This is a genomic window from Halalkalicoccus jeotgali B3 (assembly GCF_000196895.1).
In the GTDB taxonomy this organism is placed as follows: domain Archaea; phylum Halobacteriota; class Halobacteria; order Halobacteriales; family Halalkalicoccaceae; genus Halalkalicoccus; species Halalkalicoccus jeotgali.
The window spans coordinates 324,886-340,790 of the sequence record NC_014297.1 but is presented as its reverse complement, the minus strand read 5'-3'; the positions used below and the strand labels follow the sequence as shown (position 1 = coordinate 340,790).

The window sequence follows — 15,905 nt, the reverse complement described above, 5'->3', positions numbered from 1 at the left end:
ACCGTGAGGACACGGCTTCTCGGGATCGGATTCGGCCACCCGTCCGTTTTAGTTGGACGTTAACGACGGGTTTGGCGCCACTGACGGAACGGTCGAGTCGAACACCGGTTGTTATAGTACCGAGCGGGACCAACCACGGTCCGTCATGAATCTCTTCGGGACGAGTGGTATCCGTGGACCGGTCGGCGACGTCGTCACCGGCGATCTCGCGCTCTCAGTCGGTCGGGCCGTCGCTACCGAGGGCGCCGAACGAATCGTGATCGGGCGCGACCCGCGTGCGAGCGGCGAGTGGCTCCTCGACGGCACTACGGCGGGTGCTCGCGAGTGTGGTGCGGACGTGCTCGATGCGGGTATGGTCGCGACGCCGACGCTTGCACGGGCCGTCAGCCGCGAGGGAGCCGACGCGGGAATCGTGATAACCGCCTCGCATAACCCACCGGAGGACAACGGGCTCAAGCTCTGGAACCCCTCGGGACAGGCCTTCGACGCCGGACAAGCCGAACGGATCGAAAGCCGGATCGAGTCAGGCGAGTACGACCTCAGTGGGTGGGACGACGGCGGCGGTCGGACGACCGTCGAGGACGCCACCGAACGCCACGCCGCAGATCTCGTGGCGTCGGTCGGCGGAGCCGACTCGCTCGAGGGACTCTCGGCCGTCGTCGACCTGGGTAACGGGGCGGGCGGCGTCACCGTCACCGCCCTCGAACGCCTCGGTTGCGATGTCGAGGCGATGAACGCCGACCCCGACGGCAGCTTTCCCAACCGGCCCTCGGAACCGACCGCGGAGAACTGCGAGGCGCTCTGTGCGCGGGTCGGAGAAACCGACGCCGATCTGGGGATCGCCCACGACGGCGACGCCGACCGGATGATGGCGGTCGACGAACGGGGTCGGTTCGTCCCGAAGGACGTGTTGCTCGCGCTGTTCGCACGCGAGGCCGCACGCGAAGGGACGCGGGTGGCCGTCCCGGTCGATACCAGCCTCGTCGTCGAGGACGAGGTGGGAAAGATCGGCGCGTCGGTTACCCACACCCGCGTGGGCGACGTCCACGTCGCCGAACGCGCGACCGAACCCGACGTCGTTTTCGGCGGCGAGCCAAGCGGCGCGTGGATCTGGCCCGACGAGACGCTCTGTCCCGACGGGCCGCTCGCGGCCTGCAAACTCGCGGCGACGGCACGCGAGACGCCGCTGTCGGAACTCGTCGACGGCGTCGTCTCGCCACACCTGCGCCGGGACAACATCGAAACCGACAGAAAGGGGGCGGTGATGGAACGCGTCGCCGCGGCGGTCCCGGAGGCCTACCCCGATGCCGACCTGCTCACGATCGACGGGGTTCGCGCCGGCTTTTCGGACGGCTGGTTCCTGCTCCGGGCCAGCGGGACCCAGCCGTTGATCCGCGTCACGGCCGAATCCCGCCGAGAGGAGCGCGCCGAGGAACTCAGAGAGATTGCACTGGAACTCGTCGAGGAGGCACGGCGAAGCGTGTGAACACCGCCCGCGGCGGAGCACGAATCGCCATCCATTAACCGACGGATAATAAAGCCCGATACAGAGAAACCACCAGACAATGCAAACCGTAATCCTCGCGGCGGGTCAGGGAACCCGCCTTCGGCCCCTTTCTGAGTCCGTCCCGAAACCGATGTTGCCGGTCGCCGGCAGGCCGATCGCGGCCCACGTCGCCGACGCGGCGGTCGCCGGCGGCGCGGACGAACTGGTCTTCGTGACGGGCTACATGGCCGAGGTCGTCGAGTCGTACTTCGGCGAGACCTATCGTGGGGTGCCGGTCAGCTACGCCACCCAGGACGAGCAGCTGGGAACCGCCCACGCGGTCCGGGCGGCTCGCGAGCACCTCACCGAGGCGTTCGCCGTCCTCAACGGCGACAACCTCTACGACCCCGAGAGCATCGCCGAGCTGTTCGCGAACGGACCCGCAATCGGCGTCTTCGAGGTCGAGAACCCCTCGAATTACGGCGTACTCTCGACCGAAAGCGGCCGGGTAACCGACATCATCGAAAAGCCCACCGAACCGCCGACGAACCTCGCGAACGCGGGCGTCTATCTCTTCCCCGCCGAAGCCCGAGAGTTCCTCGACGTGCCGATGAGCGAGCGGGGCGAGCACGAACTCACGGACGTCCTCGCGCGCGTGATCGAAGACCACGACGTGACGCCCGTCGAACTCGAACGCTGGATGGACGTCGGGCGCCCGTGGGAACTGCTCGAAGCGAACGAACTCCTGTTGGCGGAGGGAAGTCGCCGCATCGATGGCGAGGTCGCCCCCGACGCCACGATAGAGGGTGCGGTCGTGATCGAGGAGGGCGCGACGGTCCAGTCGGGCGTGACCATCGAGGGTCCCGCCTACGTCGGTCCCGGCTGTTCGGTCGGTCCGAACGCCTACATCCGCGGGGCGACCCTTCTGGAGGGAGACGTTCACGTCGGCCAATCGGTGGAGGTCAAAAACAGCGTGATCATGCGCGGGACGAACGTTCCACACCTCACCTACGTCGGGGACAGCGTTCTGGGCCGGAACGTGAACTTCGGCGCCGGGACGAACGTCGCGAACCTACGTCACGACGGCGAGGACGTCAAACTCACCGTCAAGGGCGAGCGGGTCTCGACCGGTCGACGGAAGTTCGGCGTCGTCGTCGGTCACGGCGCGAAGACGGCGATCAACACGAGTCTCGCACCCGGTGTTATCCTCTCGGGCGGCGCAACGACGACGCCGGGCGAATCGGTTCGGCGGGACCGCTGAGGACGTAACAGGAAGTTGATAACGACGGTGGCGGTACGATCAGAACCCAGTTCATGAAACGAACACTCATCACCGCGTTCCTCTCCATCGCCGGCGCGAACGTCGCCGGTACGTTCGTCGGAGCGTTGATGACGCCGGTCCTCGTCCGGATCCTCGGCCCGTCCCAGTACGGCACGTACGCGACGGTGATGTCGGTGTTCGCGATCCTGATGATCGCTGTGAGCTCGGGGGTCGACAGCGGGACCCGCAAGTACCTCGCCGAGGACCGCGAGGATCCGGACTGGCACGACAACGTCTTCGGGTTCTATTTCCGGCTCGCGACGGCGTTCGCGCTCGCGGCGAGCGCGCTATTGCTCGCGGCCGCCCAGACCGGGCTCATCGACGCCACCCTTGGGGAAGACTACGCCCAGTTCTTCTTCCTGCTGGCGGTCGTCACGATTATGGCGCAGTTCCGCGAGTACACGCGTCGCTCGCTGCTGGGACTGAAGCTCGAACACCTCTCGGAACCCCTGTTCGTGGCACAGAAGGTGTTCTTCTTCGTCTTCGCGATCTCCTTTGCGTACCTCGGCTACGGCGTCTCGGGCGTCCTCATGGGTCACATCCTCGGGGACGCGCTCGTGACGGTGATCGGGTTCATCGGACTGTCGAGACACGTCTCGTTTTCGGCGATCTTCGAGCGCCCTCCCGAGAGCTTCCCCCGCCGGGAACTATTGAGCTTCAACAACCTATCGATCGTCTACATCTTCCTGCTCACGTCGCTGTATCACGTCGACATCCTGATGCTCCAGGCCTATACGACCGAGGCGCAGGTGGGCTACTACAAGGCGGCGCTCGTGCTCGCGGAGTTCCTCTGGCTCGCGCCCAAGGCGGTTCAGTCGGTGATGATCCAGTCGGCCTCCGAGCTGTGGCACCGCGATCGGATCGAGCGGATTACCTCGCTGGCCTCGAAGGCGACCCGCTATACGCTGTTGTTGACGGCGCTGCTGGCGATCGGGATCGCCGTCCTCGCCACGAAGTTCGTCCCCCGATACTACGGGGCGGCCTTCGAGCCGACGATCACGCCGCTGTTGTTGTTGTTGCCCGGCACGGTCGGCTTCGCTGTCGCCCGCCCGATCCTCTCGGTCAGCCACGCGCGCGGGGACATGCGGATCATGATCCTCGCGACCGGCGGGACCGCGGTGATGAACCTCCTGTTGAACGTCGCGCTGATTCCCCGGTTCGGGATCGAAGGGGCCGCCATCGCGACCTCGCTTGGCTACCTCTCGTTGCCGATGTTCCACCTCTGGGGGGCGCGGACGATCGGGTACAACCCGCTCGGGGACATCCGCCCGATCCGTATCTCGACGACCGTCGCGATCACCGGCGCCGTTCTCCTCGGGCTCGCGCTCGGAATCGACGCGCTGATCCAGTCGCCGCTGGCCACCGTGGGCCTGCCCCTGACGGAGACGGGACTCCCGATCGACGCGGCCCTGATCGCGTTCGTGGTCGTCCCTCCTACCGGACTGATCGTTTACGGGGTGCTGACGCTCGTGACCCGGGCGATCGATCCCTCGGAGGTCACTCAGATCCTCCGTGGACTGCCGGGACCGCTGGGCCGACACGCCTCGACGATCCAACGACTCTTCGGCGGCACCGACGAGACCGGATGACGGCGGTGGAATTCGTCGAGGACTTAACTACCCACACTGCGTACGCAGCGTATGGCACAGACACGCATTCTTTATCGAATCGATAATAAAGCGACGGGGAATAGTACTGGACAGTAATGTGGGCTGCCTCGCTCCCGAGAAACGCCTGTTTCGCGACGACAGGCTCATCGTCCGTCACGACACGCCTCGATCAGGTCACGGTCCAGCGGGCGTTGCTCGTACTCGGAGTGGGTCTGTTCGTCGTCGGCCTCGCGATCACCGCCGGACTACCGGGGGGGGATCTGTCGTCGAGTCCGGTTCCGACCGACGACGACTCCGAGGGGCCGCCGGCGGACAGCGATAGCTCCGATGGCTCGGACGGAGCGGGCGAGACAGACGCGAGCGACGGGGAAACGACCGAAATCGGAGACGGTAGCGAGGACGGCGATGGTGGAGACGGCGACGACGACGGTGTAAGTGGAGACGACGACGAATCGGCCCCGCCGACGGAGGGCGAGGGGGATGAAGAGAGCGAGCCGAGCGACGGTAGCGACGGGGACGGTGACACGCCGGTCGAGGAGGATGAAACCGACACCAGCAACGAAACGGACGGCGGAGGCACCGAAGAGCCCGTCTTCGGTAGCGGCGACGACGGTGGGGCCGGCGGCGCGGGCGCGGGGAACGAGACGGATGATGGCTCAGAAGGGACCGACGACGGTGAGACGGGCGACGTCGAGGGATCGGACGGGGGCGATACGACCGACGGCGGTGACGGCGGCGGAACCGATGGAACGGACACTAACGGGACGACCGATGGGGGCAGTAACGACGATGGTGGGAGCCCGATCTTCGGCGCGAGTGGGTGAACTCAAAGGGTGGGTTCGGACCTGACGAAGTCGTAGGGCTTTTCGGCCGTCTCACCGCGGGCGTATTCGAGCCACATCCGGGCATCGTTGATCCGGAGCTTTATGCGGGGCGGGAGGGCCTGAATATCGGGTCGTCCCGCGAACAGACGCGTGTCGAGGTCGTTCTCGTCGTAGATCTGATCCCGATCGGGCCACGGCGTTCCGAAGGGGCTGACCCCGGGGAGTTTCTTCCGGAGGTACTTCTCCATCTGATTGAGTTGATAGGACCGATGTGGACGATCGGGCGGGCGATACCGGAAGATCTCCGGATCGATCATCCGCAACGCCTTCTGGTAGGTCCGGTCGTTCCTGTGTTCGGGCGGCGTCGTGAGGTGCCAGTCGACGAGTTCGGAGTCGGCCGCGACAAAGCTCTCGAGGAACTGATCGGCGAGATGAGTCTTGAATGGAAGCGCGGATTTCGCCTTGATACCGAGCAACGCCATGGCGTTGTACCTCGAATCCGCCCGATCGAAGCCACGCTTGTAGTGGCGGGCGATCGTATCCTTGAGGAACTGTTCGGACGTGTCTGCGTCGATCTCGGGGCAGTCGATCAGCGGTCGGTCAGTATCACCGTAAAAGCCGAACTTGCTCGCGAAGTGACGGTCGATATCAGGGTCCGGATCGAGCCGCGGTAGCGGGAAGTCACGATCGATGACGTCGAGGTGGACGGTATCGTGAGGGACGAACCGTCCCCGCAACAACGTATCGAGAAACAGGCCGTGATAGATCACGTCCGCCGTGATCTCCGCCGTGTTTCCCCGGTGATGGATGTGGACCGATTCGCGGATGCCGTTCGTGTACTGAACGATGTCGGGATCGACGGCGAGGTAGCTCTCGTTGACGAGCAGCGTCTCGTGTCGGGTTCCGTACTGGCTGGCCACCTTGCGTGCGACCCGCACCTCGGGCGTTCGGGGCGTTCCCAGGGTGTAACAGACGTCGACCTCGGGAAGTCTCGCGAGCAAAACACGCGAGTCGAACCCGGCGCTCATCAACATTCCACTCGTGCCGGGATACGCCGCGCGCCGATCGATAGCCCGTTCGAGACGGGCCGCGAGTTCCTCGGTGTAGTCGAACGATCTCGGTTCGTAGACGAACCGTGAGAGCGGTTCGATCGCATCGGGAAAGAGACAGCTGTCGAAGGGGAGCCGTCGGAGCTGTTCGATGGTCGTCGTCTCGCCGAACGTCAACCCGAAATGGACGAACTCGCAGAGACCACGGCAGTCCAGCGTCGGCGAGGGGATCACCCGCGTCAGTTCCGCCGTGTCAGTCCCGAAACAGCGAACGGGGGTGTCGGTGTAGAAACACTCCCGGGAGTGGATCGGATCGGTGAAAACGAGCGAGTCACCGTCGCATTCGATGACCCCGACGTACGATCCGTTCAGCCCTTCGACGGCGTCGTTTCCTTCCGTGGCGTAGCGGTCGAACAGCCACGTCGAAGCCGGTCGTTCGACTCCCTCGGGTGCGAACACCTCTCCCCAGACGACACAGAACCCATCGGGTGCTCGATGGACCGACGTTCGGTTCGGGACGTCGAGATGAGGATCACGAATACCGACGGTAACCGACTCTCCGCCGAGGAGTCGATCGAATTCGGCCGGGGATCGAAATCGCGCGAACTGCTCGCGGTCGCCGAACACCCCGAACAACTCCGTCTTCATGCTGGCGGATCTACAGGGAGGAGAACGATGTATCTTACCGTTATCTCCTGTTGGTGGAAGGAAACCGACAGTCCGGTTCGAACTTACTCGACGGTGACGCTTTTCGCGAGGTTGCGGGGTTTGTCGATGGGGCGATCGAGGAGCCGTGCGGTGTAGTAGGAGACGAACTGGAGTTGAACGTTCGCGAGCAACCCACTGAGGTCCGGATGCGTATCGGGGATCACCAGTACGTCGTCGGCGAACCCTGCGGTGCGCTCGCGCGCGGTGATGGCGATGATCTCGGCGCCGCGAGCCTGGGCTTCCTTGGCGTTCGTGTGGGTTTTCTCGTCGTGTTTCCCGTCGAACAGCGCAAAGATCGGAGTTCCCGGTGTGACGAGTGCAAGCGGGCCGTGTTTGAGCTCGCCCGCAGCGAAGCCTTCGGCGTGCTCGTAGGTGATCTCCTTGAACTTCAGGGCTCCTTCGAGCGCGACCGGATGCTGGAGGGCATGCCCGATAAAGAAGTACGCGCCGCGGTCGTTGTACTTCGCGCTGAGTGCCTCGGCCCGCGAGGTCCGGATCACCTCCTCGATCTGGTTGGGAAGCACCGAGAGTGCTTCGAGGAAGGCTTCGGAATCCTCGCGTTCGGTCGCCCCCTCGATGTCTTCCCGGAGCCGTTCGACGAGCAGGGCGAGCGTGACGACCTGCGAGGAGAAGGTCTTGGTGGCGGCGACGCCGATCTCGGGGCCAGCGCGGATGTAGAGTACCTCGTCCGCCTCACGAGCGACGGTCGAGCCGACGACGTTCGTCAGCGCGAGCGTCCTGGCACCGGCCTCGCTGGCCGTCCTGAGCGCACCGAGGGTGTCGGCAGTCTCACCACTTTGGGTGACCGCGACGACAAGCGTCCCCTCCGGGTCGGGGACTCGCCCGGTGAACTCGCTGGCTCGAGACGTACGAACCCGGACGTTCGCCTCCTCGAGGAGGCGTGCGCCGTATAGCGCCGCGTGATAAGATGTACCGCAGGCGACGAAGTGGACCTCCGAGACGCCCTCGAAACAGCCGGCAGGGAACCCGTCGAGACGGACGGCAGGCGTCTCGGGATCGATCCGCCCGCGGATCGTGTTCGAGAGCGACTCGGGCTGGCTCTCGATTTCCTTGTGCATGTAGTGATCGTAGCCGCCCTTGCCCGTTTCCTCGGGGTCCCAGTCGACAGTGTCGATCTCCCGGGAAAGGGGAGTACCATCGAGGTCGGTGATCGAGAGTGAGCCCTCCCCAACGGTGACGACGTCACCGTCCTCCAGATAGATCACTTCGTCAGTGAATTCGAGGAACGCGGGCACGTCGCTAGCTAGATAGTAGGCGTCGTCGTGAAGCCCGACCACGAGGGGCGATCCCTGTCTCGCCGCGCGAACGGTGTCCTCGCCCTCGATCATGAGAGCGATCGCGTAACTCCCTTCCAGACGTTCGATTGTCTTTCTGAACGCTTGGTCGCTGTCGTAGCCGTCGTCGAGGTAATGCTCGACGAGATGGGGGATCACTTCGGTGTCGGTGTCGCTCCGGAAGGCGTACCCGAGTCCTTCGAGTTCCGCGCGAAGAGCCTCGTAGTTGGAGATGATGCCGTTGTGAACCACAGCGACCGTCCCCGAGGCGCTCGTATGGGGATGGGCGTTGGCGTCGGTCGGCGGGCCGTGGGTGCTCCAGCGGGTGTGGCCGATCCCGGAGACACCGTCGGGGAGTTCCCGAACGAACCCGCCCGTGAGATCGCTGATCTTGCCGGCGCGCTTTCGGACCACCAGATCGGTATCGTTCTGGATCGCCAGACCGGCAGAGTCGTATCCGCGGTATTCGAGGTTTTGGAGGCCGGTCAGAACGGTATCGACGGCGTTGGTCGAACCGACGCAGGCGATTATTCCGCACATCTCAGTTCACCTCGCTCGCCGGGGTTGGTTGTCGGCGCTTCGTCTCGGTGGGGGGGAACGTTCGAGGTCATGGTTGGAGGGAGTTCATGCAACGGGGCAAACATCGGACATCTATTCGATAGAACTGTTCTCGTATGCATTACTATACGCAGACTAAAACCCTACCGAACGGGGTCGCCGTCCGCCGACGGTATACGTAGAGGCCCGATCGGGAAGACCTGAGAACCGGTGGGGAAAGCGACGGTGAAGGGCGGACGACACCGGAACCGGCCCCCCGTTATCAAGCAGCTAACCCGGCTGTGAAGCGGGGAATCACCCTTCGGAACGACCGACAGAAGCGTACGGCCCGTCGGTCGTATCGAGGAGGATAACGTTCTCCCTGCCGAGGGTGCGCTTTGCGATTCGCTTTTCGTCCTCCATCGACGAGAGGAGGCGACTCACCTTTGCTTTCGACCAGCCGGTTTCGTCGACGATTCGGGACTGTTTCATTCGACCCCCGTTCGAGATCAGCAAGCGGACGATACGCTCGTCGTCGGTTAATATGGGATCGGCAGCCTCAACCGAGTGCTCGGATGGTTCGGTGGAGTCTGTAGAACGCATCGGAGTCGTCCCGGATCGGTCGTCTTCGAGAGTCGCTGTTCCTTCGTCGCCCCCCATATGCGACATGGTCAGCCCCGCCAACATACCGCCGAACAGACCAACGACGAGAGCGAGCATACAATCGACCCCCGGCGTGAACTGCATTAACACCGGCGCCACCCAGAACCCGACGACGGATCGACGCCGGTACTCGTCGGTCCGGCGGCTCCGAGTGAACCGGTCGCTACTCGGATACCGAACAAGCATCGAAACGGCGATTTCCGTCGTGGTCGGTGGCCTCATGTGACGTGTATGGACCGTCTTCTCAGTCGGTAGACGAGCGCATCAGCCCCACGGTTACGACGGCGTAGATCGCGGTTATCAGCGTCGCCAGTTGGAGACTGCCGATCGGCGGGGTCCCGAACCACGCGAGCGTCACGAGCGCGATACTGAGGACGGTCGCTCCGCCGTAATAGCGCGTCCACTTCCCGTCGTCGAGTTCGCCGGTCGAATCCTCGTCGGTTTCTTGGAGGTAGTGTGTCACCTGATTTGCGAGTGGCGTTCGCTCGACGACGCCCCGACTCCGGTTGTAGGTAATGAGGTCGAAATCGGCGAGTTTCGGGAGGTGGGATTGATACAGCGCGATGTACACACGTTGACGTTGGTTGGACGTGAGCTGCTGTACTGTCGTGTCGTGTTCCCACGCGGCGACCTGTTCTGCGATATCACGCATGTCGACAGTCCCTTCGGTGTCCGAAAGGTACTGCAGCACACGGCGACGACGCTCGTTCTGAAGAATATGAAACGTGTCGTCCTTCGAGAGAGAACGTTCGGGTGGAGCGACCTCCGTAACGTCAGTGTCGCTTGAGGAGGTTTGCTCCGCATTGACGGTCGACATCATTTCGTCGTCTGAACCATATTGGCCGATGCATAATAAACCGGCTGTTGTTCCACGTAGTTTTAGACCGTTTCAAATCGTTCTACATAGAGGAGAGTCTCCGAGACTGATCCTTCTAAGCACCCAATAAGTCACGGTCAACTGACGAAATATCGGTGCGTGTCGCCTTTCATTGCGGTGTTTTCGGGGTACGGCCGACACCGGATCTCGCTAATGAGGTAGTAGGTAGCGGTAGCCTAGTACAGCCGACCGTTTCGCGCGGATACGAGAGATGGTAACGAAACGCGGCTCACGAATCGAGACGGAGGAGAGTTGTATAGAGCATAAGGAGTCGATCGCCCATCTCATCGACACCCAGTCTTCCGATCGTAGCCCGACTGTCGGTCCGTATACGGCGATCAAGGATCGAATCGAGACCGCGGGCGAGGTCGGCGGCGGACTCGCCGATGTAACAGTTCGAAACACCGGCCAGGACGTCACGTGCGAACCCGACGTCGGTCGAGACGACCGGGAGATTGCAGGCTGCGGCCTCCTTGATCACCATCGGCCCGCTTTCGCGCTCCGAAGTCACGAGCAGCGCGTCGCTCGCGTTCATCACGTACGGCATCTCCTCATACGCCAGCCCTGACACGGTCCGTAGTTCGGCCTCGACCGAGAGACGATCGACGACGCGTTTCGCGAGCGGATGGTTCTTTACCGGTCTATCGGGGTCGTACGGAAACAGGACGATTCGGGCGTCACGATCCCAGCCGAGGTAGTCGCGCGCTTCGTCCCGATCGATGGGACGAAACAGGTCGGTGTCGACGCCGAACGGGATAACGGTATGGGGTCGATCGAGTTCACGTGAAACCGGCATCGAAGGTGCGATCACGGCGTCACTGTGCCGAGCGGCAACGCGCGTGATCCGGTCGAGCCGGTCCGAGAACCCCATGACTTCGGAGCCCCAGATCGAAAGAACAACCGGACGGACGGGCTGTGCGAGGGCGAGCGGACCGACCAACCCGTAGTTCGCGTGAACGAGATCGTAGTCGCCCAGAACGGTTTCACCAAGAACCCGCTGATAGAAGCGAGCGAAGTCCGCCGGTCCCCGACCGCTCTGGGGACGGGGGACCTCGAGGACCGTACAGTCGACACCGCGCTCTTCGAGCGCACGCACCTGCTGGTCGAAGAACGATCGAGGCGTCGTCACCAACTGCAGGACTTCAATCGAAGCCATTCCCGGTGAGTGCGTTGTGGATCACGGTCGTCGTATCCACCTTCTCCTCGAGGAGCCGGGCACGCGCGTCCGCCCAGTCGCGACCTTCCTCGCCCGAGAGAATCGATTCGGCGGTCTGGATCGCCATTCGGTGTCGGAAAGCGCCCTGACAGTTGTACAACAGTCCGTATCGCGCCTCGAGTTCGTCGGTATAGCCCATCCGGAGCGTGTTGACGTAGACCGCGGGGGTCCCGAGTACCGCGCTCTCGGCGGCCATCGTCGCCCCCTCACCGACGAACAGCGTCGCACCCGCCAGGAGATCGTGCATGCGATGTGGCTCGATGTCGACTTGACGATCGCGCACGCGTGCCGGTAGGTCCCCTTCGGCAGTGATCAGGACCGTCGCACCCGTGGCTTCGAGGCGATCGACCACGTCGCCGACGTCGTCGATCCCGCCCGCGCCCGCGTCGTGGGAGGCCTCCCAGGAGACCAGCCGAAGGACGACGTATCGGTCGTCCTCCTCGAGCCCGACGTCGTTACGGATCGATTCGTCGGGCGTGAACCGGTCGGGGTGGAGGTAGGCGAGTTCGTGATAGCCCGGATACCGGACCTGCTTGTCACCGAAGTCCGCGTGAAAACACTCGGGTGTCCAGATCTCGTCGGCGAAGGGAGCCATCAGCCGGTTGGTCAACGTCGCGTGTTCGGTGTCGGTGAAGACGACACTCTTCGCGCCGACCGCGCGCGCAACGTGAGCGACCGCCGATCCGCCGATCGCACTCATCACGTCCGGCTGGAACTCGCGGGCGCGCCGGAGCATCTTCGCCTCGTACAGTGCCTGCGAGGCGATCAGCCTGAGCCCGGATCCGGATCTCCCGATCACCTCGTACTCGAAACCGTACGCGTCGAGTAGGTCTGTTGCGACCTCCGAATCGCGCACGACGATCGAAATCTCGTGATCGTCCTCAAGCTCGCGGATCGCGTGCCGATAGAAGTGGACGTGTGCGGGGTGCTGGATCGCGACCAGCAGGCGCTCAGAGTTTTCGGTAGGCATACCCAGCCTCCGTGACCTCCTCGTCGTCCAGTACGCCCTTCACGTCGATGAACACCGGGTTCTCGGCGAGCTGTTCTTTCGCCGCCGAGAGGTCGAAGTTCTCAAGGATCGCGTCGTGTGGTGTCGCCAGGACGATCCCGTCTGCACCCTCGAAATCGAGCTCGGGGAGCGGATCGATCCCGAACGAGTCACGGATCCGGTCGTCCGGAGCGAGGGGGTCGTAGCCGTCACACTCGATACCGTACTCCGCGAGCGTCGTGATGACGCCGCCGATCTCGGAGGTCCGCAGGTCCCCGACGTTTGGCTTGTATGCCAACCCGAGGACGACCAGTCGACTGTCCTGAAGCACTTTCCCCGACTCGTTGAGCGCCTTCAGCGTGAGCTCGGCCGTGTGCTTGGGCATGTACTCGTTGACCTCGCGGGCCTGGAGAATCAGCTTCGGGGAGTAGCCCGCGCGTTCGGACCCATGGACCAGAAACAGGGGGTCGACGGGGATACAGTGTCCGCCGACGAGCCCCGGAGTGTACTCGTGGAAGTTCCACTTCGAGGCCGCCGCGTCGATCACTTCCCTCGTATCCAACCCCATGTGATCGCAGATCAGCGCGAGCTCGTTGACGACCGCGATGTTGACGTCCCGCTGGACGTTCTCGAGGACCTTCGCGGCCTCGGCAGTTTCGATCGTCGGCGCCTCGTACAGCCCGGCGTCGATGATCCGACCGTAGAGGGCGGCCAGATCCGCGAGGGTTTCCTCGGAGTCGCCGCTAACGATCTTCTTGACCTCACGGAGACTCTTGTCGGTGCCAGGCGAGAGGCGCTCGGGCGAGTAGCCCATGTTGAACCCCTCTCTCTGGGTTAACCCCGACGCTTCCTCGATCGTGGGTCCGAGGACGTCCCGAGTCACGCCCGGATAGACCGTCGATTCGAGAACGACGGTCGCATCGCTCGCGAGATGTTCACCGACGGTTCGCCCCGCGGCCTCGATGAACCCGAGGTCGGGGTTTTTCATACTGTCGACCGGAGTCGGCACCGTGATGATGACGTAGTCGGCGCGTTCGATGTCCGCCGGATCGGTGGTGAACTCGATGGTGCTGTTTGCGACGGCGTCGTCGCCGATCTCGCCGGTGGGATCACGTCCCGCCGAGAGTCCGGCGATCTTCTCATCGTCGACGTCGTAGCCGATCACGTCGAGGCCTTCCTCGTCGAAGGCGCTCGCAAGCGGCAGCCCGACGTAGCCGAGGCCGACGAGACAGACCGTGTCTCCGAGTGGTTCAGGCATTGATACCGATTCCTCTGTAGTAGATTCCGTGTTCATTCTGTAGTTGCGAAAGGGCCTGCCGGCCGTCGACGACCACCAGCGGGTCGTCGGCCGCCAGTGCAGGTATTTCGAGGTCCTCGAACGCTTCCTGTGCGGTCACCAAGACGACCGCGTCGTAGGTTCGCTCGCGTGCGTCTTCGAGCGACACGACCGCCGCACCCGCGTTCTCGAACAGTTCCGTCGTGTCAGTGATCGGATCGACTGCGGTGACGTTCGCGCCCGCACCCGCCAGGCGTTCGATCACGCCCATCGCGGGCGTTGCACGCAGCTCGTCGACGCCGGCCCGATAGGTCAGCCCGAGGACGAGCACGTCGCTTCCCTCGGTCTCCTTTCCGTGCTTCGTCAGCCCGGAGAGGGCGAGTTCCGCGGTGTAGGCCGGCATCGTGTCGTTGATCTCGCGGGACAACTCCATCAGCCGCGAGTCGGCGTCGAACATCTGGATTAAGAAGTGCGGGTAGTAGGGGATACAGTGGCCCCCGACGCCCGCACCGGGGATGTGCAGGTCGCAGAACGGCTGGGTGTTCGCGGCCTGAATCGCCTCCAGAACGCTGATCTCCAGTTCCTCGGCGTGTTTCGTCAGCTCGTTCGCGAGCGCGATGTTGACGTCGCGATACACCCCTTCGAACACCTTGACCGCCTCCGCGGTCGTCGCGTCCGAGACGGGGATGATCTCTTGGGAGTTGATCTCGCCGTAGATCAGTTCGGCCACGCGCGTGCTCTCGTCGTCGATCCCGCCGACGATCTTCGGGTAGGCCCCGCGGATGTCCTCGATCGCCCGCCCGCTCGCGGTGCGTTCGGGGCAGAACGCGACACCGAACTCCTCGCGATCCAGCCCGCTTTCGGCGGCGAGCAACGGCGCGACGACGTCCCGGCAGGTGCGGGGCGGGACCGTCGATTCGAGGATGACCTGATCGCCCGCTTTGAGTCCCGAGGCGATCTGTTCCATCACCGATTCGACGACCGAGAGGTCGGGGTTGCTGTTCTCGTCGACTAGGGTCGGAACGATCACGACGTGGATCCGGGCCTCGCTCGCGGCCGTCGATCCGTCGGTCGTCGCCGACAGCGCGCCCCGGTCGACGACCTCGCTGACGAGCTCCGAGAGGCCGGGTTCGCCGACGATGTGGTTCTCGCCGGCGTTGACACCCTCGACGACCTCGGGATCGACGTCCATCCCGGTGACGTTGCCGGTCACGTCGGCGTACACCGACGCGAGGGGCAGTCCCATCTTGCCGAGCCCGTAGACCGCGACCGGGATCTCGCCGCTCGTCAGCGCAGTGCGTTGTTCGTCCGTCGATGCCGCGGAGTCGTAGAGCGCCGGAGCGCTCCGTGCTGTGTTACTCATTGAGTAGGTTCTCCCCCGAGAGGGACTCGGGAAGGTCTCGATTCCGGGCGGGCGTTCCGAGCGCGAGGGTGTGGGGCGGGACGTCCTCGGTGACGGTCGCACCGGCCGCGACGAACGAACCGGCACCGATACGAACACCCGGGAGGATCGTCGCGTTCGCGCCGACCGAGACGCCGTCCTCGAGGGTCGGCCCCACGAGATCGACCTCCCGTCGGACGGGGTAGGGATCGTTCGTCATCACCGCACGCGGGCCGACGAAGACGTTCGACCCGATGGTCGTGTCCGTCGGGACGTAAACCCCGGTCTGGAGGCTGACGTGCGAGCCGATCTCCGTGGTACCGTCGATGACGGTGTCAGTGCCGACGATCACGCCGTCACCGATCGTCGTCTTCTCGCGCACGAGAGCGTTGTGGCCCGTAATGAAATCGTCGCCGATCTCCGTGTCGGCGTAGACGATGGTACCCTTGCGGATGCGTGCCCGATCGCCGATGACGGCGGGATCGGCCGACTCGTCGTGGAGATACCCCACGGAATCGGGATCGTCGATCACACAGTCCTCACCGAGTTCGACGCGCGTTTCGGTCATCCGGCGACCCTCCCGCCGTTCGGGCGTGTGATGGGTGTGGGGAGCATTGTTCCAGTCATATAGGGTTATAGGAGACTATCGTCTCCCGATGTATTTAGTAGTGTAT

Annotated in this window: 13 protein-coding genes; 4 read left to right on the top strand and 9 right to left on the bottom strand. The window is 63.9% G+C overall.

Annotated elements, in window-relative coordinates; all coding sequences use genetic code 11:
* Window positions 1-145 precede the first annotated feature (145 nt).
* The 4 genes from glmM to HACJB3_RS01660 all read left to right on the top strand — a co-directional run bounded on the left by glmM (window position 146) and on the right by HACJB3_RS01660 (window position 5,241).
* Window positions 146-1,486 carry a phosphoglucosamine mutase gene (gene glmM / locus HACJB3_RS01675; protein ID WP_008418584.1) on the top strand — a complete coding sequence of 447 codons (1,341 nt, stop codon included), beginning with the start codon at window positions 146-148 and terminating at the stop codon, window positions 1,484-1,486.
* Window positions 1,487-1,565: 79 nt separating this feature from the next.
* Window positions 1,566-2,747: a bifunctional sugar-1-phosphate nucleotidylyltransferase/acetyltransferase gene (gene glmU, locus HACJB3_RS01670; protein WP_008418585.1), complete on the top strand. Its 1,182-nt coding sequence runs from the start codon at window positions 1,566-1,568 to the stop codon at window positions 2,745-2,747.
* A gap of 53 nt (window positions 2,748-2,800) precedes the next feature.
* Complete coding sequence (locus HACJB3_RS01665; protein ID WP_008418586.1) at window positions 2,801-4,396, top strand: oligosaccharide flippase family protein; 1,596 nt, start codon at window positions 2,801-2,803, stop codon at window positions 4,394-4,396.
* A gap of 116 nt (window positions 4,397-4,512) precedes the next feature.
* A complete protein-coding gene (locus HACJB3_RS01660; RefSeq protein WP_008418587.1) occupies window positions 4,513-5,241 on the top strand; it encodes a hypothetical protein in 729 nt (242 codons plus the stop codon).
* 2 nt (window positions 5,242-5,243) lie between these two features.
* Here HACJB3_RS01660 and HACJB3_RS01655 read toward each other — a convergent pair whose 3' ends face one another.
* The 9 genes from HACJB3_RS01655 to HACJB3_RS01615 all read right to left on the bottom strand — a co-directional run bounded on the left by HACJB3_RS01655 (window position 5,244) and on the right by HACJB3_RS01615 (window position 15,799).
* A complete protein-coding gene (locus HACJB3_RS01655; protein ID WP_008418588.1) occupies window positions 5,244-6,938 on the bottom strand; it encodes an asparagine synthase-related protein in 1,695 nt (564 codons plus the stop codon).
* Between the two features lie 83 nt (window positions 6,939-7,021).
* Window positions 7,022-8,833: a glutamine--fructose-6-phosphate transaminase (isomerizing) gene (gene glmS / locus HACJB3_RS01650; protein WP_008418589.1), complete on the bottom strand. Its 1,812-nt coding sequence runs from the start codon at window positions 8,831-8,833 to the stop codon at window positions 7,022-7,024.
* 312 nt (window positions 8,834-9,145) lie between these two features.
* A complete protein-coding gene (locus tag HACJB3_RS20560) occupies window positions 9,146-9,433 on the bottom strand; it encodes a helix-turn-helix transcriptional regulator (RefSeq protein ID WP_238532787.1) in 288 nt (95 codons plus the stop codon).
* A 304-nt stretch (window positions 9,434-9,737) separates the two neighbouring features.
* Window positions 9,738-10,310 (bottom strand): DUF7344 domain-containing protein, encoded by a 573-nt coding sequence (locus HACJB3_RS01640; protein WP_008418593.1) that lies wholly within the window; start codon window positions 10,308-10,310, stop codon window positions 9,738-9,740.
* 289 nt (window positions 10,311-10,599) lie between these two features.
* Window positions 10,600-11,526, bottom strand: coding sequence for a glycosyltransferase (locus HACJB3_RS01635; RefSeq protein WP_008418595.1), 927 nt, complete (start codon window positions 11,524-11,526; stop codon window positions 10,600-10,602).
* A complete protein-coding gene (locus HACJB3_RS01630; RefSeq protein WP_008418597.1) occupies window positions 11,513-12,556 on the bottom strand; it encodes a DUF354 domain-containing protein in 1,044 nt (347 codons plus the stop codon). Before HACJB3_RS01630 ends, HACJB3_RS01635 begins: the two co-directional genes overlap by 14 nt.
* A complete protein-coding gene (locus HACJB3_RS01625) occupies window positions 12,537-13,832 on the bottom strand; it encodes a nucleotide sugar dehydrogenase (RefSeq protein WP_013199335.1) in 1,296 nt (431 codons plus the stop codon). The genes HACJB3_RS01630 and HACJB3_RS01625 overlap by 20 nt, the downstream gene beginning before the upstream one ends.
* Window positions 13,825-15,213 carry a nucleotide sugar dehydrogenase gene (locus HACJB3_RS01620; protein ID WP_008418599.1) on the bottom strand — a complete coding sequence of 463 codons (1,389 nt, stop codon included), beginning with the start codon at window positions 15,211-15,213 and terminating at the stop codon, window positions 13,825-13,827. The genes HACJB3_RS01625 and HACJB3_RS01620 overlap by 8 nt, the downstream gene beginning before the upstream one ends.
* Window positions 15,206-15,799 carry an acyltransferase gene (locus HACJB3_RS01615; protein WP_008418601.1) on the bottom strand — a complete coding sequence of 198 codons (594 nt, stop codon included), beginning with the start codon at window positions 15,797-15,799 and terminating at the stop codon, window positions 15,206-15,208. The genes HACJB3_RS01620 and HACJB3_RS01615 overlap by 8 nt, the downstream gene beginning before the upstream one ends.
* Window positions 15,800-15,905: the final 106 nt, after the last annotated feature.